Annotated in this window: 17 protein-coding genes and 1 riboswitch; of the genes, 12 read left to right on the top strand and 5 right to left on the bottom strand. The window is 34.0% G+C overall.

Translation table 11 applies throughout. From position 1 onward, the window contains the following. Positions 1-46: 46 nt before the first annotated feature. Positions 47-979, bottom strand: coding sequence for a YihY/virulence factor BrkB family protein (locus JRC48_RS07470; protein WP_235068945.1), 933 nt, complete (start codon positions 977-979; stop codon positions 47-49). A 167-nt stretch (positions 980-1,146) separates the two neighbouring features. Here JRC48_RS07470 and pdaA point away from each other — a divergent pair, with 167 nt between their 5' ends. After that, complete coding sequence (gene pdaA / locus JRC48_RS07465; RefSeq protein WP_235068944.1) at positions 1,147-1,935, top strand: delta-lactam-biosynthetic de-N-acetylase; 789 nt, start codon at positions 1,147-1,149, stop codon at positions 1,933-1,935. Between the two features lie 559 nt (positions 1,936-2,494). Here the strand turns inward: pdaA and JRC48_RS07460 are convergent. Continuing rightward, positions 2,495-4,081: a Na+/H+ antiporter NhaC family protein gene (locus tag JRC48_RS07460; RefSeq protein WP_235068943.1), complete on the bottom strand. Its 1,587-nt coding sequence runs from the start codon at positions 4,079-4,081 to the stop codon at positions 2,495-2,497. Positions 4,082-4,226: 145 nt separating this feature from the next. Beyond that, positions 4,227-4,399: riboswitch (Lysine riboswitch) on the bottom strand. Between the two features lie 188 nt (positions 4,400-4,587). Between JRC48_RS07460 and rlmD the strand changes: the two genes are divergently transcribed. The 9 genes from rlmD (at position 4,588) to JRC48_RS07415 (ending at position 13,449) form a co-directional block, all read left to right on the top strand. Further along, positions 4,588-5,976 (top strand): 23S rRNA (uracil(1939)-C(5))-methyltransferase RlmD, encoded by a 1,389-nt coding sequence (gene rlmD, locus JRC48_RS07455; protein ID WP_235068942.1) that lies wholly within the window; start codon positions 4,588-4,590, stop codon positions 5,974-5,976. Positions 5,977-6,309: 333 nt separating this feature from the next. After that, positions 6,310-6,687: a MerR family transcriptional regulator gene (locus JRC48_RS07450; protein WP_235068941.1), complete on the top strand. Its 378-nt coding sequence runs from the start codon at positions 6,310-6,312 to the stop codon at positions 6,685-6,687. A 32-nt stretch (positions 6,688-6,719) separates the two neighbouring features. Next, a complete protein-coding gene (locus JRC48_RS07445; protein WP_235068940.1) occupies positions 6,720-7,565 on the top strand; it encodes an aldo/keto reductase in 846 nt (281 codons plus the stop codon). Positions 7,566-7,787: 222 nt separating this feature from the next. Beyond that, positions 7,788-8,246 carry a DUF805 domain-containing protein gene (locus tag JRC48_RS07440; protein ID WP_235068939.1) on the top strand — a complete coding sequence of 153 codons (459 nt, stop codon included), beginning with the start codon at positions 7,788-7,790 and terminating at the stop codon, positions 8,244-8,246. Between the two features lie 203 nt (positions 8,247-8,449). Next, the gene (locus JRC48_RS07435) at positions 8,450-9,403 is read left to right on the top strand and encodes an ABC transporter substrate-binding protein (protein WP_235068938.1); all 954 of its coding nucleotides are present in this window, start codon (positions 8,450-8,452) and stop codon (positions 9,401-9,403) included. Next, positions 9,396-10,376 (top strand): iron ABC transporter permease, encoded by a 981-nt coding sequence (locus JRC48_RS07430; protein WP_235068937.1) that lies wholly within the window; start codon positions 9,396-9,398, stop codon positions 10,374-10,376. The genes JRC48_RS07435 and JRC48_RS07430 overlap by 8 nt, the downstream gene beginning before the upstream one ends. 2 nt (positions 10,377-10,378) lie before the next feature. Next, positions 10,379-11,377 (top strand): FecCD family ABC transporter permease, encoded by a 999-nt coding sequence (locus tag JRC48_RS07425; protein WP_370630357.1) that lies wholly within the window; start codon positions 10,379-10,381, stop codon positions 11,375-11,377. 18 nt (positions 11,378-11,395) lie between these two features. Further along, positions 11,396-12,193: an ABC transporter ATP-binding protein gene (locus JRC48_RS07420; RefSeq protein WP_235068935.1), complete on the top strand. Its 798-nt coding sequence runs from the start codon at positions 11,396-11,398 to the stop codon at positions 12,191-12,193. Positions 12,194-12,201: 8 nt separating this feature from the next. Continuing rightward, positions 12,202-13,449 (top strand): MFS transporter, encoded by a 1,248-nt coding sequence (locus JRC48_RS07415; RefSeq protein ID WP_235068934.1) that lies wholly within the window; start codon positions 12,202-12,204, stop codon positions 13,447-13,449. Positions 13,450-13,461: 12 nt separating this feature from the next. On the opposite strand, the gene JRC48_RS07410 is transcribed toward JRC48_RS07415, so the two are convergent. Next, positions 13,462-14,490 (bottom strand): helix-turn-helix transcriptional regulator, encoded by a 1,029-nt coding sequence (locus JRC48_RS07410; protein WP_235068933.1) that lies wholly within the window; start codon positions 14,488-14,490, stop codon positions 13,462-13,464. 236 nt (positions 14,491-14,726) lie between these two features. Between JRC48_RS07410 and JRC48_RS07405 the strand changes: the two genes are divergently transcribed. Beyond that, complete coding sequence (locus tag JRC48_RS07405; RefSeq protein WP_235068932.1) at positions 14,727-15,047, top strand: hypothetical protein; 321 nt, start codon at positions 14,727-14,729, stop codon at positions 15,045-15,047. A 159-nt stretch (positions 15,048-15,206) separates the two neighbouring features. Here the strand turns inward: JRC48_RS07405 and JRC48_RS07400 are convergent, their stop codons facing one another. Then, the gene (locus JRC48_RS07400) at positions 15,207-15,371 is read right to left on the bottom strand and encodes a DUF1540 domain-containing protein (RefSeq protein ID WP_235068931.1); all 165 of its coding nucleotides are present in this window, start codon (positions 15,369-15,371) and stop codon (positions 15,207-15,209) included. 174 nt (positions 15,372-15,545) lie between these two features. Here JRC48_RS07400 and JRC48_RS07395 point away from each other — a divergent pair, with 174 nt between their 5' ends. Then, positions 15,546-16,511 (top strand): alpha/beta hydrolase, encoded by a 966-nt coding sequence (locus JRC48_RS07395; RefSeq protein WP_235068930.1) that lies wholly within the window; start codon positions 15,546-15,548, stop codon positions 16,509-16,511. Between the two features lie 442 nt (positions 16,512-16,953). Here JRC48_RS07395 and JRC48_RS07390 read toward each other — a convergent pair whose 3' ends face one another. Beyond that, a complete protein-coding gene (locus JRC48_RS07390; RefSeq protein ID WP_235068929.1) occupies positions 16,954-18,261 on the bottom strand; it encodes an MATE family efflux transporter in 1,308 nt (435 codons plus the stop codon). Positions 18,262-18,263 lie beyond the last annotated feature (2 nt).

The following is an 18,263-nucleotide window of genomic DNA, read 5'->3' as shown; positions in this document are numbered from 1 at the left end:
GTTTCATTATATTCATGAACTAGGTGATTCATACAAAAAATTGAGACTATGACTTGATGTTTTGTTCGTCATCAACGGAGAATGTTGTCCATTTAGAAAGATATTTGAATCTTTGAATAAAGGTTAGTCGAGGTTGGTAATCCACGCCTCCTAAATAATCACGTTTTAAAATATAGTTAACTTGTAAACCGAGTGTGATGGTATAACCGAGTAGATAGAGCCAAAATAAAAGAATAATAATAACGGAAAGACTGCCGTAGAATTTGCTGTAATTTGCAATATAATTGACATAAAAACTAAAGGTGATTGATGTGATACTCCAACCAACTGAGGTAATTAAAGCACCAGGAATGATTTCATGAACTTTAATTTTAATAGTAGGTGCTAAATAAAAGAGAAGTAAGAAAAATGAGAAATAGGCTAAAAAACTAATGAGTGAACGAAAAATGTTAAATAAAATAATCATATATGGATCAAGAGTAATATGAAAGAGATTTAATAATAAAGAGATAAACACTTGTCCAAAAAAGGCAAAAATAATAGCTACGACTAAAAGTAACATCATAAAGCAAAGCATTAAAAATGAGAAAATTCGTTCTAGATAGGCAAATTTCATAAGCGGAACTTGGTACGTTGTATTAGCGGCATTAGCAATTCCATAAAATCCTTTAGAAATAAGCCAAAAAAATGAAAGAGCGGTAAAGATAACAAAGAGTGTTCCTGATTGGATCGTAGATGACGTATTAAATAAGTAAAGAAGGAGTTGTTGAACCTCTTGTGGTGCATAAGCTGTAATTAAGTATTTAACAATATCAGTATTAAGTGATAAGTAAGTTCCAAGTTGAACAATGACGACAAGTAGAGGAACAATGGCCATGATTAAGTTAAAGGCGATTTGTTCAGGTAAAGCTTTTATTTCTCGATGCTTCATTTGTTCTTGTACTTTTTTTATGAAGGCAAAACTAAAAAGATGTTTCATATCATTTCCTCCTAATGTAAATGACCAATTAATGATAAGGTATGAGGATTAGGGATGAATTATTTCAGCTAATTTTGAATACATGGTTTTTTGTCATTAATGTATATTTTACGCAAAATTCGACAGATTATTAGTGTAATCTTTTATATATAATGAGAGGTGATAGCATGAATCGATCGTTTAACTTGGTATTAACTATTTTATCGTTCCTCTTATGTTTTACATCAGTTCATCACGCCGATGCAAAAGATATTGGCTGGGGTATTCCAAAAGGTGAGAATCATGAGCAACCATGGCCAGGACAAGAATTTGATGATATTATTCGTCAGAATGATGCTTACTATATCGGTTCTAAAGATGAAATGATGATTTATTTAACATTTGATTGCGGATATGAGAATGGAAATACACCATTAATATTAGATGTCTTAAAAAAACATGATGTTCCTGCACTCTTCTTTGTGACTGGTCATTTTATGGAAGAACATCCAGAGCTAGTGAAGCGAATGGTAGATGAAGGACATATTATAGGAAATCATACGTGGCATCATCCGGATTTAGCAAAGGTAACGAAAGAAAAATTTAATGAAGAACTAACGTTAATTGAAGATAAATATAAAGAGTTAACAGGAAAAGATATGGTTCGTTATTTAAGACCACCTGAAGGCCATTTTAATCAACAAATGTTAGATTGGGCAAAAGAACGTGGATACTATACCATCTTATGGTCACTTGCTTATATGGATTGGAATGTGGATCAACAAAAAGGGGCAGACTATGCCTATCAACAAATTTTAGATCGCATGCATCCAGGTGCCATTATTTTAATGCATAGTATTTCAAGTGATAATGCAGAGTGCTTAGATAAATTAATTCCTGAGCTTCGTCGCCAAGGATACGAATTTAAATCATTACAATATTTAATGACTCGTGAAAATCCAGTCGTGATCGAATAGATGATAAATTTTTATTTGAATTTGTTGGTTTTTGCCATATAAATATCTTCAGAACACATAAAAAACACGTTTCAAACATTTTTTGTACATAATTTTGTGCCATAATAACTATGGATGAAAATGATAATAAATTTTCTCCCCCTTTGATTTTCTTATTCATTATGTTTTCTCACTCCCTAAACGGATCGTGTTCCCCCACGACCGTTTAACGTGTCCTTGAGAGTTCCCCCTCTCAAGGATTTTTTTTATTCTCACATGAAATATTTAACAGTTGATAAAAAAAGTTGAAATTGTTGTTTAAGATTTAAATAGCGTGCCTATAATGATGTTGTATAGAGATAACCTCCCAAGTTAATAGTCTTTCATGGTGGGACTATGCTTTAGACTTTTACTAAAGTTCTCTATTTATCAATAAGTCTAGTGATAGAGTGGTTCGTTTTAGGGTGAAAATTAATCATTCTATCAGAGACTTTCTTCTCCAATTCTTTCAACCTCTCTTTAATATATAAAAAGGAGCTAACACGCAGTTTCCCCCCTGCTGTTAGTTCCTTTTATTCATTTATCTGATTTTTTCCACCTTTGATTTTTGTGCTTTTGCATAAAAAATTGTTGTAATGATACTGATGAACATTACTAGATAAGCTATCCATAAGCTTTCGGTTAAACCAAATGAAATATATCCAAGTGATGCAATAACAGCCGATAAAAGGGCATAAGGTAATTGTGAGTTAAAGTGTGCAGCTAGATCACACCCTGATCCGGTTGCAGATAGTAAAGTGGTGTCTGAAATAGGAGAGGCATGATCTCCGAAGATGGCACCTGATAAAACGGCAGCCATGACAGGAATCATTAAATTCATCTCAATGGCAGCGGCGACTGATCCAGCAATCGGAAGTAAAATTCCAAATGATCCCCAGGATGTCCCTGTGGCAAATGCCATCAAACTTGCCATGATAAACATGACAACTGGAATAAAGTTAGGATTAATATGAGCTGATGTGATGATCGATGCTAAATAACCACCCGCATCAAGAGCCCCAACTAAATCACAGATAGCCCACGCTAATAATAAAATAACGATAGCACCAGTCATTGATTTAATACCTAAGAAGAAAGAATGAAGATATTGTTTTTTTGTTACTTCACCCTTTGAAACATGTCGATAGGTAAGTCCCATAGAAACAATAAGTCCCGCTGCTCCACCCACGCGAAGTGAGGTTGATAACTTGATATTATCGAGAATGGCAAAGAATAAATTAAATTCTGATTCACCACGTACAGCACCCACATAGCCTGTATAAGCCATGGTTAAGACTGTGACGATAATTAAAGTCAAAATAGGAAGGATTAATTCCCACATCGTTCCTTTTGATGACTCAACCTCACATCCGTGAGTACTGATCACTTCAGCACGACTTAAAGACGAATCGTTACCATTTAAAGCATCTTGTTCATACTTTTTCATAACCCCAAGATTTAAGTTATACTTAATGACAACAAAGACCATGAGGACACAAGTGATCACATAAAAATGGTAAGGAATTGTTTGTAAAAAGGCAAAGAACGTATTATAGGTTGCGCCTGTACTTGTAAAAATAACAGCCATCGAACCCATAATTCCGGTTGCCCAACTTGAAATAGGAGAGATGACACAAATAGGTGCTGAAGTTGAATCGACAATGTAGGCTAAACGAGCACGTGAGATCTTTTGTTGTTTAGCTAACGGCTTAGAAACATTGCCAACGACAAGCGCATTAAAGTAATCATCAACAAAAATTAAAATTCCAAGAAGAGCTGAGGTGTACTGAACCCCTTCACGTGAATTCACATGTTTCACAATCGCCTTAGAAAAGGCAGATGCACCACCTGATAACACAATATAAGCGGTAATAACACCTAAAGCTAATAAGAAAAAGAGAATGGATAAATTCCAATCATTTAAAAAACCGAGTAATCCATTTTCTTCGAAAATAAGATTTAAAAAAGTGCCAACTAATGTTTGTATTGTTTGAACGATGCTGAAGTTGGCTAAAATAAAAGCAGCAGAGATGGCACCCATACTAAGTGATAATACAACGCGACGCGTCAAAACAACGAGTGCAATCGTTAAGAGTGCTGGAATTAAGGAATAAATTGTTCCAACCATAATCATTCTCTCCTCAGTTGTTAGTGCAATTGAATAGGGCATTGTTCTTTTGATAAAGAAAAAAGAGCCACGTTGAGTTAAACTCATACATGGCTCTAACAGGTCTAATTTTTAGACAATAGGTGCAAGTATATCATTTAACTCTCCGATCATTAGTCCTCCACTACAATTGTAGTGACAGTTTTACATTTCTTCAATGTAACCCCAGTACTCGTTTGGTTGACACAAACAAGACTTCGGCGTGGACACCTTTTGGAATTTGTCATCGACGTCACTCTCAAAACTCCTACTCATTGGACACGCACCTCTAACTCATCAAAGAGAACAAGAGACATATTCAATTAACCATTATTCTAGCATCTTTTAGTAAATAGTCAAGCCGTATTTATAAAAATCGTTTAAATTGTAAATAAAATCTGTCGTGAAATGTAGGGATTTCGATGTAAAATAACAGGGAATGTGGTAAGATAAATGATAGCTCAAAAAAGCATTGGAGGTTTTAATACATGAATATGTCGCCTTTAAAGGTTGGTCAAGAATTTTTAGTGACGATTAAACGTATCGGTATCAATGGAGAAGGTATCGGTTATTATAAAAAACAAGCAGTCTTTATTCCAGGGACTTTAGTTGGTGAAGAAGTGGTTGCGACTTGTACACGTGTGGCAGGTGGTTACGCAGAAGCGGAACTCGTACGTGTGAAACGTAAATCTAAACATCGTGTGCAACCTGCTTGTGAAGTGTATGGTCAATGTGGTGGATGTCAATTACAACACATGTCTTATCAGGAGCAACTTCGTATTAAACGTGACGCTGTTTCACAAGCGATTGAACGCTATACGAATTTAGATCCAGATGAGTGTGATATTCGTCCAACGATCGGCATGAAAGATCCATATAATTACCGCAATCGCGCTCAAATGCCAGTCGGTTATGATCAAGATGGAATCATGGTTGGATTTTATAGCATGAATTCACGAGAGTTAGTGAATGTGACAGATTGTGACGTTCAATATGAAGAAATTAATACGGTTATTAATCATGCGGTTGATTTATTAGATGATTATAAAGTGTTTGCTTATGCACCAAAAACACGCAAAGGAACAGCACGTTACATTGTGGTTCGTCGTGGATTTAAAACAGGTGAAGTACAAGTGACGTTTGTTTTTGCTAATAATGATTTCAAGAAAATGGATGCGTTAGCGAAAGATTTAATGAAGTATTGTAAAGACGTGAAGTCTGTTTATTTAAACATTAATAATGAAGATACACATGAAATCTTCGGAAAAGAAATGAAACATATTGCGGGAGAAAAATTCATTTCAGATGAGTTAGGACGCTTTAAGTTTAATTTATCACCACGTGCGTTTTATCAGTTAAATCCAGAACAAACGATTAAATTATATAACCAAGTGAAGTATGCAGCGGCTTTAACAGGAAATGAAAAAGTAGTGGATGCTTACTGTGGTGTTGGAACGATCGGTCAATGGGTGGCAGATAAAGCGAGTGAAGTGCGCGGAGTAGATATTACTCGTCAAGCGATTGCAGATGCAAAAGAAAATGCGAAGTTAAACGGATTAACGAATACGTATTATGCAGTAGGAAAAGCGGAACAAATTGTACCAAAGTGGGTGAATGAAGGATTTAAACCAGATGTCGTGATTGTAGACCCACCTCGTACAGGAATGGGTGATGAATTAATTAACATGTTAAAACGTGTTCAACCAAAAACTATTGTTTATGTGTCATGTAACCCATCAACACTTGCGAAAAACTTAAAAGAATTGACGAAAAAATATCGTGTCGATTATATTCAACCGGTGGATATGTTCCCACAAACGTCACACGTTGAAGCAGTCGTACGCTTAGTTCGTCAAGATCGTAAAAAACAACGCTAATCATATTAGACAGTATCTTTGGATACTGTCTTTTTTTATTTAAGGGCTTGAATATCTGCTGAAGTAACTTTTTAGAAAAAACTAACTTTTTCTCTTGCTATGGAGTTCACTTCATCCGATATAATAGCGGTGTAATGAAAGCTAAAGGGGAAAGCGAAGAGTTAATGTTACGATAATGAGTGAAACAGAAAGGTTTTATGTGGGAAGTCAGTTTGAAAAGACAGCATTGAACCTATATATGATAGGTTAGAAATTGACAAATTAATTCGTTGTATTGGAATTAAGAGGATAAGAAACATTAGGTTTTAAATTGAGCGTAGAAGAGGTTAGGGTATGACAATTAAAGAAGTAAGTAAAAAGTATGATATTTCAGTTGACACATTACGTTATTATGAGAAAATTGGACTTCTTCCACCAATTAAAAGAAATTCAAAAGGATATCGTGAATATACGGAAATGGATTGTAATTGGGTGTTTTATATTAAGAGCATGCGTCAAGCTGGTGTTTCAATTGAAGCATTAATTGAGTATGTTTCATTATATCGAAAAGGACCTTCGACCTTGCATTTACGTAAAGCAATTTTGCTAGAACAGCGTGATCAAATTAGAAAAAAAGCGAGTGAAATTCAACAAACACTATCTTATTTAGAGTATAAAATCGAAGGTTATGAAGACAAAATTTTAAAGTTTGAAGAGGAAAAATTAAAATAAGAAATTATTTTTAAAAGAAAGAAGGAATGAAAATGAAAGAAGTTATGTTAAATAATGGAATCAAGATGCCGATAGCAGGGTTTGGAGTTTTTCAAATTCCAGATTTAGAGGAATGTGAACGTGCAGTTTTAGATGCTATTGAAGTCGGGTATCGATTAATTGATACTGCTCAAGCCTATGGCAATGAAGAAGCGGTTGGTCGAGCAATTCAAAAAACATTTGTTCCTCGTGAGGAGTTATTTATTACGACAAAGGTTTGGATTTCAAATGCAGGCTATGAAAAAGCAAAGGGATCAATTGAAGAGTCGTTAAAGAAAATGCAATTAGATTACCTCGATTTAGTTTTAATTCATCAACCAGTTGGAGATTATTACGGAACTTATCGTGCTATGGAAGAGCTTTATAAAGAAGGTAAAATTAAGGCCATTGGAGTCAGCAATTTCTATCCTGATCGATTAGTGGATATTTGTTTATTTAATGAGGTTATTCCAGCAGTTAATCAAGTGGAAGTAAATGTTTTTCATCAACAAAAAGAAGCAGAAAAAGTGATGACAAAATATCAAGTTCAAATGCAAGCCTGGGCACCGTTTGCTGAAGGGAGAAATGATATGTTTAATCAACCATTATTAAAAGAAATTGGAAATCGTTACAATAAGACGGTGGCCCAAGTGATTTTAAGATGGTTAATACAACGTGGCATTGTTGTCTTAGCTAAATCGACACGTAAATCACGTATGGAAGAAAATATTAATATTTTTGATTTTGAATTAAGTGAACAAGAAATGCAGATAATTGCTAAGTTAGATAGAAAAGAAAGTTCATTTTTCTCACATTATGATCCTAATATAATCGAGTATTTGGCTAGCTTATCACGTTAATACATAAACATTTTGATGACAACATTAAGAAGATAAATATTTTAACTAACGTTTGGATAAAAGATTATAATGATTGATGGTTAACTTAAAAGATAGACTGCTCCTGTGATGAATGGAGCAGTTTTTTATTTAGGAGAGTATTTATAAATGTGGAAGTTCTATTTTCTGTAATTTAGTACATATAATGTATGGAGATTTTTTCAGGAAAAAGGGGAGATTCGAATGGAATTTGTAGAGGCATATCGATCATTTTGGAAAAATTATTTTAATTTTAAGGGGCGTGCAACGCGCAGTGAATTTTGGTTTGTCGTCGTTTGGAATATGATCATTGGGATTGTTTTAGGTTTAGGGTTATCACTTTCTTTTGTAGGAACTGCTTTTTCACTTGTTGCGCTTGGAAATGGATTTTCAGCAAATGTTATTTTTACGATTTTATTTGGTGGATTATTAGTGATTTATGGTTTAGCGTCATTTATTCCTTGTTTAAGCTTGGCGGTTCGCCGATGCCGAGATACAGGGTTATCAGGATGGTGGTATATAGGACTTTATATCACGAATTTACTGATTGTTGCACTAAGTGGTGGAGGAATTTGGCTAGTGATTAGTTTCTTGGTCAATCTTGCAATTTTTATTATTAGTGTTTTACCGACGGATCAATTTAGTAAAACGCCTAAAGCTTAATAAGAAAAGTTGAAATCATGTGATTTCAACTTTTTTTATTAAAGGATTGAGTTGTTACTTATGTTTTTTAAATAATTAAATCCTGTGATAAAATAATTAAAAATAGTGAATAACTTGTGTAACGATTATTCTTTTCGTATAATCCAATTATCAGTTAGCTTTTGCTAACTAAGTCATTTTATCAATAGTTAAGGAGCGAAATCATGAAAAAGATAATTTTAGCAATGACAAGTATTTTCGTTTTAATCGCAGGGCTCGTTGGGTGCTCGAATGAAAATAAAACAACTGAATCAACACCTTCAAATGTCGAAGAACGTGTCATCACCGATGTAAAAGGTGAAGTTAGTATTCCTGTTGAACCACAACGTATGGTTGATATTAGTGGAGCAAGTGATATTTTATCACTATTAGGTTATGATGTGATCGGAACAGCAAATAGTGATGGATATGACTACACGAAGCTTCCGACTTATTTAGAAGATGTTTTAAAAAATGCAAAGATTTTAGGTTACAGTATGTTAGCCGAGATGGATGTTGAAGCCATCATTGCTTTAGAACCAGATGTCATTGTGATTTCAACGGTTCAAGAAAAAATGTATGATCAATTATCAAAAATTGCACCTGTGGTCATGATTGAAATGAAACAAGTTGATTGGAAAGAAGACTTTATGCATGTGGCAAACGTGTTTGGAAAAGAAGAAGAGGCAACAACTTGGATTAATCATTACTTAGATAAAGCTGCAGCAGTTGGTGATCAAATTAAAGCAACTTACGGAGAAAATAGCACTTATTTATCATTTTTAGCGAGTGCCGGAAGCTTATTTATTTTTGATCAAGCAGGTTTAGGTTCAGTATTGTATGACGATATGGGGTTAGCAAAACCAGCGGGAATGCCAGAACAAGAAGATATTAGTTTACCTGTTGTTTCACTAGAAGGATTAGCTGAAATTAATTCAGATTATATTTTCGCGATTGGAACAGATGAAGATTTACAAACATTAACATCAAGTAGCATTTGGAATGGAACAGAAGCTGTTAAAGCAGGAAATGTTGTGACATTACCAGCGAGTCCATACTTTAATCAAGGTTATAGCCCAATTGGACGTTTAGCGTTTGTTGAAGAAATACAACAATTATTAGCGAGTATGCATGAATAAAAAAGTCATTTCTTTAGTTAGTTTTTGTAGTTTATTCGCAATAATCGGGCTAGTTGTTGCGATTTGTGCAGGAGCAAAAAGTATTCCTTTACAAACCGTATGGGAAAGTTTCTTTCACTATGAAGACGTGTTAGAAATGCAATTAGTAAGAGATGTTCGAATACCAAGAGCCATTTGTACCGCCTTTGTAGGCGGTCTTCTTGGTATTACCGGGGCAATGGTGCAAGGAGTGACAAGAAATCCGGTTGCCGAACCTTCTTTAATGGGAATTACACAAGGTGCGATGTTTGCAGTTGCTATGGTAGGAACGAGCTCTACGTTATATGGATTATTTGGAAATATGATCGCTGCTTTAATAGGAGCTTTAGTGAGTGGAGTACTTGTTCTTTTGTTTAGTATGAAAAGTGCAAGAAATATGAATTTATCGCGTTTGTTACTGGCAGGAACGGCGTTAAGTACGTTTTTTATTTCATTAGCAACGATCATCGCACTGTTAACCAATCAATCACAAAATTTAGCGTTTTGGATTTCAGGTGGTTTTCGTGCCACAACATGGGAAAGTGTCAAATTAGTTAGCATAATCGGTGGAATCGGTACCGTTGTTTCATTACTTTTATCTCGTAAAATTAATACGCTTAGTTTAGGTGAAGAAGTGTGTATTGGACTTGGGCAAAATCCAGTAAAAATTCGTCTTTATACGTTGTTATTAATTATTCCGATGTGTGCCGTGAGCGTGGCGGTTGCAGGAAATATTGCATTTATTGGGCTTATCGTTCCGTATATCGTTCGAAAAGTTGTAGGAAGTGATTATCGCTTGATTATGCCTATTTCTTTTTTAGGTGGAGCAACGCTTGTGATTTGGGCAGATGTGTTGGCACGCTTAGTGAATCAACCGTATGAAACACCGATTGGATTGTTTACTTCATTAGTTGGAGTTCCGTTATTTATTTGGATGGTTAGAAAGGAGGGCTAATGTTGAAGAAAAGTGTTATCATCATGATTCTCATGAGTCTTCTTTTAATGGTTGTTTTTTTAATCACATTGAGTTGGGGAACGTATACCATGTCATTTAGTGAAGTCGTCATGACGCTATTGGGTCAAGGATCAAAGCTTCAAAGTACAACAATTTTTGATATTCGTTTGCCACGTCTTTGTGTGGCGATGTTAGTTGCTATTTGTTTATCAACCGCTGGTTGTATTTTACAAAGTGTGACACGAAATGAGCTGGCTGAACCAGGTATGATTGGAATTAACGCAGGGGCAGCGTTAGCGGTGGTTCTGCTTATTTCATCTGGGCAAAAGACCTATTATAGTGAGATTGGTGATGCCTCATTGTTTGTGATGCCATTGATCGCCATGATTGGGAGTTTCATTAGTGGAAGTTTAATTTATCGTTTAAGTTATAAAAAAGGTGTTTCACCGACGCGTCTTATTTTGACGGGAATTGGTGTCAACGTTGGGATTAACGCATTTATTTCACTGTATCAACTAAATATGGCTCAAGGAGACTATAATCAAGTATTGACTTGGATTAACGGAAGTCTTTGGGGCAGTAGCTGGAAGTTTTTCTATTTAATTTTACCATTGACGCTTGTTTTTTTAGGATTGACACTATGGAAATCAAAGATTTTAGATGTCATCGATTTAGGTGATGAACTAGCGACAGGGCTAGGTGTTCATGTAGAAAAAGAAAGAAAAATGTTGTTCTTTTATGCCACTGCTTTAGCTGCTTTGGCAACATCGGTAGCGGGAAATCTAGCGTTTTTAGGATTGCTCGGTCCTCACTTAGCGAAGCGTTTAGTAGGACCCGTTCATCGACGTTTAATTCCAATGGCTAGTCTTTTGAGTATTATGATCATTTTACTTGCTGACTCGATTTCAAGAAATGTGTTCTCACCGATTGAAATTCCAGTAGGAACAACGATTGCGATTGTTGGGGTACCGTACTTTATTTATTTAATGTTAAAAGAATAAGCAGAGTGGAGGATGTCTATGAATGCAATTTCTGTTCAAAATTTAGATGTTGCGTATGAAGATAAATACATCATTAAAAATATGAATTTAGAAATTCCAAAAGGAAAAATCACGATGATTATCGGATCGAATGGATGTGGAAAATCAACGCTTTTAAAAAGTATTGCTCGTATCATTACACCTAAAAAAGGAGAAATTAAATTAGATGGTATGAGTTTAAAATCACAAGCGCCTAAAGAGATTGCAAAAAAGATGGCAGTGTTACCTCAAAGTCCAATTGTTCCGTCGGGGCTTTTAGTTAAAGAGCTGGTATCTTATGGTCGATTTCCACATCAAAAAGCAATGAGTGGACTTAAAGAAAAAGATCTTGAAATGATTAATTGGGCGATGAAAGTCACGGGGATTTTTGAATTAGCGAATCGAACAGTTGATTCATTATCAGGAGGTCAACGTCAACGTGCGTGGATTGCGATGGCTTTGGCACAGGAAACAGAAATTTTGGTTTTAGATGAACCGACGACTTATCTTGATTTAGCTCATCAACTTGAAATTTTAATGTTGTTAAAAAAATTAAATGAAGAAGAAAACCGCACGATTGTGATGGTTTTACATGAATTAAATAATGCAACGAAATTTGCTGATTATTTAGTGGGAGTCAAAGAAGGGGAAGTCATCTTCTTTGGAAAACCTCTAGATGTTATTACAGAGGAAAATTTATTTGCACTATATGGAATTCAAGCCACGTTACAATTAGATGAAACAAAACAATATCCTATTTGTGTTGATTTTCATCTAAAAGAAGAAAGTGCTAGTTAGGAGTCGTTATGTCAACTCGGTTATCTCATAAAAACTTTACATTATTAGTTATAGGACAAATTATTTCGCTGTTTGGAAGTTCGATTCAACGATTTGCTTTGTCGTTATATTTGTTAGATTTAACAGGATCGGCGAGTGTGTTTGCTAGTATTTTAGCTATCTCGATGATTCCTGTCGTATTAGTTTCTCCCGTAGCGGGGATTTTAGCGGATCGAGGAAATAAGAAGCATTTAATGATTGGATTAGATGTGATTAGTGCGATTTTATTAGCTATTTATGCCACTGTTTTATTTCATGGAAATGATCAAGTATGGATCGTCGCTTTGGTGATGATTGTATTATCAACGATTTCAACTATTTATCAACCAGTCGTTAATACGTGTATTCCAGTTATAATAAAAAAGGAGAATCTCGTTCGAGCGAATGCCATTATTCAACAAGTTTCATCTCTTAGTAATTTTTTAGGTCCTATTTTAGCAGGATTATTATATGGATTCTTTGGGATTTCAGGTGTCGTGGTATTTAATTTAGTGAGCTTTATATTTTCAGCTATTTTAGAGTTATTTTTAGAAATTCCTCATGAAAAATCAACGAAAAAAGAAAACTTTATGTCCGTCTTCTTATTAGATATGAAAGAAAGTTATACGTACTTAAAAGATAAAAACCCGATTGTCTTTCGAATGTTATTATTTTCGGGATTTTATAATTTGTTTTTAGTGCCTGTCTTTAGTGTTGCTGCCCCTTATTTAATTAAAGTAACGTTTAATTTGTCATCAGAAGTTTATGGAGTTGCTGAGGGATTAATTGCACTAGGAATGATTATTGGCGGGTTCATTATTACCTTAAAACCAGCGATGTTTCATATTAAACGAATTCATCAAACTTTATATTTAACATCGATTTCAATGGCTTTAATGGGAATGTCTGTTTTTTTATTTCAAAAAGGATACAGTTCGTCGTTTGTTAGTGTGGCGTTATTTACTCTTTTTGGGATGATCATCATGGGTGTTTTAGGAATTGCGAATGTGCTAAGTTCAACTTACTTATATGAAGAAACCGAAAGCTCAGTATTAGGAAAAGTGTTAGCGTTTGGATCGGCATTTGCGGTGTTATGTATTCCGCTTGGGCAAATTTTATTTGGTGGATTAATTGAAGTATTTGTTGATCAAATTTATTGGCTCATTTATTTAGCGGCTAGTTTAGTTTTTGGAGTCACGCTACTGGTTCGTTGGAATGTGTTACAAATTAAAGATTAAAAAAACAGCTTTTTATAAGCTGTTTTTTGGGTTTTTATGATAGTTACGGTATTGTAGCGGAGTGCAATCATACGTTTGTTTAAACATTTTAATAAAGTTACTCGGATAAAGATAGCCTACTTTTTTTGAAATATCTGAAATCCTCATCTCAGTCGTACATAATAAGTTAGCGGCTAATGTCATTTTTAATGAGGTGATAAAGTCTCCGATTGATTGATGATAGTAATATGAAAATCCCGCTTGTAATTTTTGTGGATTGAGTAAAACCATCTCACTCAGTTTATCGATGGTCGGTGGAGCTTCGACATGTTTCGTTAAAATATCATGAGCTTGTTGAATACGCCCGATATCTTGGGCACTTAAATGCAAATAGCGATCAGTTCCAATTTTTATTTTTCCATAATAAAGTTGATGAGTAAATGCATTATTAGGTGACTCTTCAATCGTTTGAATAATAATTGAGATGCATTGTAGTAAAGCCGATTCAAGCTGTAGAGGATCAAGTGCGTTTTTGTTAGAGAGAGCTTGCATCGACTGAATAATGGACATCACTTCAAGTGGAAGATAATTATAGGTATAGTTTTTGATAAAAAAATCAAAATCAACTTCTTTTTTTAATAAGGGTTGAATGACTTCATTAAAGTAAGCTTCATAAATCGTAATTTCTGCGCCATGAAAATGTTGCCCTTGATGCCAAGTTTGCTTTCCTTTAAGATCTTGCTCGACGACAAAAAAAGAAGAAGGTTTGAATGAGGAAACAGGAGCGTTATCTAATTGAAATTCAGTCGTTCCTTTATACACGGTTCCTAAACGGACGAGTCGTTGTGGATTATCAAAGTGGATTGTAAACGAGTGATCGATGGTATAATCAGCGATTCCAAACTCATAATAGTTAGGACGTTCATATAATAAGAAAAATCCGTTTTGTGGATTTTTTTTGTTTTGGTATAAAGTACAGTATTTTTCTTTCGTACCGGTAAAATTTAATTCAGATAAAACTGTTTCACGAAATTCTTTAACGGTTTTAACAGGAGTTTTCATAGTTAGTGCCTCTACTTTTTTAAAATACTAAAATAATGTTAAATCATCTTCATTCAGATCATTTTTAATGGTTAGAATAAATTTATAAACATAAGATATATAAAGAAGTATATCATAATTTAGTATGATTTATTTGATAAAAAGTAATGACAGCGATATAATAGTCTATACTTATTAATTTGAAAAATAAGATCATTCAACATTTTTTTGCTAAAGATAAAGGAGGAGAATTTAAAATGGCATTAGGCATTTTATCTATCTTTATGATGAGTTTATTTGTTTTATCATTCATTTTTGTTTGGTTTATGTGGACGACTAAACGTCAAAAACTTCAACAAACAATGATTTATGCATCTTTTTTATTAAGTTTATCTATCGTTTGGATTTTTGTTGGATCGCTTCCGTCTAACTTTATGATGTTAAAGTTAGTAGGTTGGCTGACAGGTGGATTAAGTATCATTGGAATTTTTGGATATTATCGAAATAAACTAATGTTAGCTAAGGTCCTATTAACTGTTTCCATCCTTTTAGGATTACTTGAGATAGTTTTCTTATAATATTTAGGTTTAAAACTCCACAAAGATGGAGTTTTTTTGATCGTTCATCAAAGACGTTCTATTGAAACAACCTTTAACTTAAAGGTCTTTTGATAAGATGAATCATAAAAAAAGCTAGATCAATGTGATCTAGCTAAAAGATATTAGGAGAGGATTAAGCTATTCTTGAAGTTCAAATGATTGACAATCTGTACATTCTACTTGAATCGGATTTTTTTCATGTGTTCCGATTTTGATTGTCTCTAATTTACAGTAGTGTTTATTTTTATTATTAAACTTACAACTGCTGACGTTACATTTGATACTTGGATTTTTTTCTAACATATCAAAATCCTCCAGACTTAGAAGTTTGTTGTTTGACACAACAAGTATAGTTTGGATTTGAATGTGGTGAATATAAGTGTAAAATGTTTACAATTTTAAAAATTTGATATCCAAACTATTATTTGTTATAATAAGTAAAAATTTATTTGAACTTAAAATGAGTGGGGTGTGGCAATGAAAAAAAAGAAAGTCGTCATTGGATCTGGAATTGTAGCGACAGCAACTGCTGCGGTGGTTGGTGCGGCCACTTGGATTGTAGGTGGTATGGTTTATGATGGAACAGTTGGTAAAAAAGCATCTGTTAAAGCGGATGAGATGGAAGCTTTTTATGCTAATCGAGAGGATAAAGTACTTGATACTCTTGAGAAATATGAACATGAGACGGTTTTTATAAACAGTGAAGTCAATGGATATGAGATTGAAACGCTTTGTATCACATCAAATCAAGAAACGTCAGATGCTATGATTGTTGTTCATGGAATTGGAAGTAATTATCATGAAGTTTTAAATGTAGCTTTTAATTACTTAGAGAACGGTTATAATGTGGTGGTTTATCATCAGAGAAATACAGGATTAACAGGCGGAGATAATTTCACGTTTGGGTTGTATGAACGTTTTGACTTAGAGGCTGTGGCCGATTATACACGAAATCTTTATCCTGAGGGAGTTGTCGGAGTTCATGGATTTTCAATGGGAGCAGCGACTTCAACGATGCATACAGAATTAAATGAAGAAAGTAAGAATGTTAATTTTTATGTATTAGATGCTCCGTATCATACAATGGAGAGTGCCGTAGAACTTGGAATTATTGCGAAAAAAATTCCATTGTTACCGGTTCGATTTGCAAAGTGGGCAGGAAATGTCTTCTTAAAAGTTAAGGAAGATTTAACGTATGATGATATTCAGCCCGTTGATGCGGTGAAAAATATCACCGTACCTGTTCTTTTAATTCATGGAAAAGAAGACAGGGTCACACCACCCGAAAGTAGTCAACATATTTTTGATGCCATTCCACATGAAAGTAAAGAGTTATGGTATATTGATGGATTAGGTCATTGTGAAGCGGATATTAAAATAGAAGATGAATATTTTGATAGAATTTATCAATTTATAAACAAATATGTAAAGTCAGGAGAGTAATCCTGACTTTTTTCTAGATAATTGAATAAATAACCAAATAATAGAAATACTAAAGATAGTAATAAATGATGGAAGATAGAAAAAATTCATCAAATAAAAAGGAGATAACTTAATGAAGCAGTTATTAGAAGTCATTGAAGTGAGTATTTTAGTCATTCTAGCCGGTTATAATGAATACAGCTTTGAGTTAGAGATATAAAAAGAAATCATGAAAGACGTCAGATGAGCGTATTTATCATAAAGTGTATGGTGTTATTGGAGAAATTTACATAAGAGTGTTTAAGATGTTCGCTAATAAAAAATATATACTTAAAGCAATATTCGTTCTTTAAGCTTTTTTATGACTAAGATTAATAACGATGAATTTATTAAGCATAATCGAATCACCCGTTTTAGGATGATTTTTTGCTTGAAATTAAAAAACGATTCGATTGAATCGTTTTTAAGAGAGTGAAATAGCTTGCCTCGTAATCTGATTGATATTTGTAAAAATTAAAAAACAGAGATAGGTTAAAAATTCTGAGACTAGTAAAGCAGACCAAATACCGTATAGTCCGAATAAATTTGTTAACATAAATAAAACAATGGGTAAGAAAATGATTGATCGACAAGCGCAAATTATATTTGAATATTTAGGGGTTTCAATCGCTTGATAGTAAATCGTTGTATTTAGGTTTAAACCGATTATAATGAAAGCAGCATTAACAATGTTTAGCCCAACATAGGCCATCTCAATGATCGTTGGATCTTGAGTAAAGATACTAATGATTGGTCGACCAAAAAAGTAACAAATAGCCATAAAGATAAAATTAATCAAGTAATTCGTCTGATTCGTCATATGATAGTATTTCATCATCGGTTTTTGTTCTTTAGCACCGAAATGATAGCTAATTAGTGGTTGTGCTCCAAAGGCTAACCCTAATAAAAATAAATAAATAGGCGTCGTTAAATAATTGATGATGCTATAAGTGGTCATTCCCATTTCACCAACCGTTTTGACTAAAGCGATATTGGTTAGATAAATAATAATAGAGAAGGCTGCTTCAGCAAAGAACGAAGGAAAGCCAATACTTGAAAACTCTTTAATGATTTGAAAGTCAAGTTTGACATTCCCAAAGCGTAATTGACCTTGTCGACGAATGAAATGAATCAGAATAATGCAGACCGTCACGACTTGCCCAAGACCCGTTGCCATCGCTGCACCAAATAATCCAAGTTGAAGCGGGAAGATGAATAAATAGTCAAGCACAATATTGGTGATTGCTCCTGAAAATGTCGCAATCATGGCTAGCTTAGGATTTCCATCGTTTCGAATAAAGCTGTTTAAGGCAATTCCTATAATATTAGGAATACAAAATAAAGAATAAAATCTTAGATATGTTTTAGCTGGTTCATATAAATCAGGTGTTGCACCAAGTCCTTTAACAATCGGTCCGGCAAAGATCACAAAGGTAATACTAATGAGAACACTAATGATAAGTAAAAATTTAAACACTTGATGAAACATCAAATTTGCATTTTCAATATCTTTGCTTCCGAAGTTTTTTGAAATTAAGGCTCCACCTCCTACAGCAAACATCGTTGCCATTCCAAAGAGCATAATCGTCAGCGGAATAACAACATTTACAGCTGCTAACGCTAAGTCACCAACTCCTTGTCCAACGAAAATTCCATCAATCACTGTATATAAAGATGAAATAAACATCGCTAACGCGGATGGAAGGGCATAACTTAGAAATTTTTTTGTCATTT

It is taken from the genome of Turicibacter sp. TJ11, from assembly GCF_021497505.1.
Classification (GTDB): domain Bacteria; phylum Bacillota_I; class Bacilli_A; order MOL361; family Turicibacteraceae; genus Turicibacter.
This window is presented reverse-complemented; position numbering and strand designations above follow the sequence as displayed.

What these genes read in the sequence shown, in the direction of transcription:
- JRC48_RS07410 (WP_235068933.1), bottom strand. Translation starts at nt 14,490, where the DNA reads ATGAAAACTCCTGTTAAAACCGTTAAAGAATTTCGTGAAACAGTTTTA.
- JRC48_RS07435 (WP_235068938.1), top strand. Translation starts at nt 8,450, where the DNA reads ATGAAAAAGATAATTTTAGCAATGACAAGTATTTTCGTTTTAATCGCA.
- JRC48_RS07400 (WP_235068931.1), bottom strand. Translation starts at nt 15,371, where the DNA reads ATGTTAGAAAAAAATCCAAGTATCAAATGTAACGTCAGCAGTTGTAAG.
- JRC48_RS07430 (WP_235068937.1), top strand. Translation starts at nt 9,396, where the DNA reads ATGAATAAAAAAGTCATTTCTTTAGTTAGTTTTTGTAGTTTATTCGCA.
- JRC48_RS07440 (WP_235068939.1), top strand. Translation starts at nt 7,788, where the DNA reads ATGGAATTTGTAGAGGCATATCGATCATTTTGGAAAAATTATTTTAAT.
- JRC48_RS07390 (WP_235068929.1), bottom strand. Translation starts at nt 18,261, where the DNA reads ATGACAAAAAAATTTCTAAGTTATGCCCTTCCATCCGCGTTAGCGATG.
- rlmD (WP_235068942.1), top strand. Translation starts at nt 4,588, where the DNA reads ATGAATATGTCGCCTTTAAAGGTTGGTCAAGAATTTTTAGTGACGATT.
- JRC48_RS07415 (WP_235068934.1), top strand. Translation starts at nt 12,202, where the DNA reads ATGTCAACTCGGTTATCTCATAAAAACTTTACATTATTAGTTATAGGA.
- JRC48_RS07445 (WP_235068940.1), top strand. Translation starts at nt 6,720, where the DNA reads ATGAAAGAAGTTATGTTAAATAATGGAATCAAGATGCCGATAGCAGGG.
- JRC48_RS07460 (WP_235068943.1), bottom strand. Translation starts at nt 4,081, where the DNA reads ATGGTTGGAACAATTTATTCCTTAATTCCAGCACTCTTAACGATTGCA.
- JRC48_RS07405 (WP_235068932.1), top strand. Translation starts at nt 14,727, where the DNA reads ATGGCATTAGGCATTTTATCTATCTTTATGATGAGTTTATTTGTTTTA.
- JRC48_RS07395 (WP_235068930.1), top strand. Translation starts at nt 15,546, where the DNA reads ATGAAAAAAAAGAAAGTCGTCATTGGATCTGGAATTGTAGCGACAGCA.
- pdaA (WP_235068944.1), top strand. Translation starts at nt 1,147, where the DNA reads ATGAATCGATCGTTTAACTTGGTATTAACTATTTTATCGTTCCTCTTA.
- JRC48_RS07420 (WP_235068935.1), top strand. Translation starts at nt 11,396, where the DNA reads ATGAATGCAATTTCTGTTCAAAATTTAGATGTTGCGTATGAAGATAAA.
- JRC48_RS07470 (WP_235068945.1), bottom strand. Translation starts at nt 979, where the DNA reads ATGAAACATCTTTTTAGTTTTGCCTTCATAAAAAAAGTACAAGAACAA.
- JRC48_RS07450 (WP_235068941.1), top strand. Translation starts at nt 6,310, where the DNA reads ATGACAATTAAAGAAGTAAGTAAAAAGTATGATATTTCAGTTGACACA.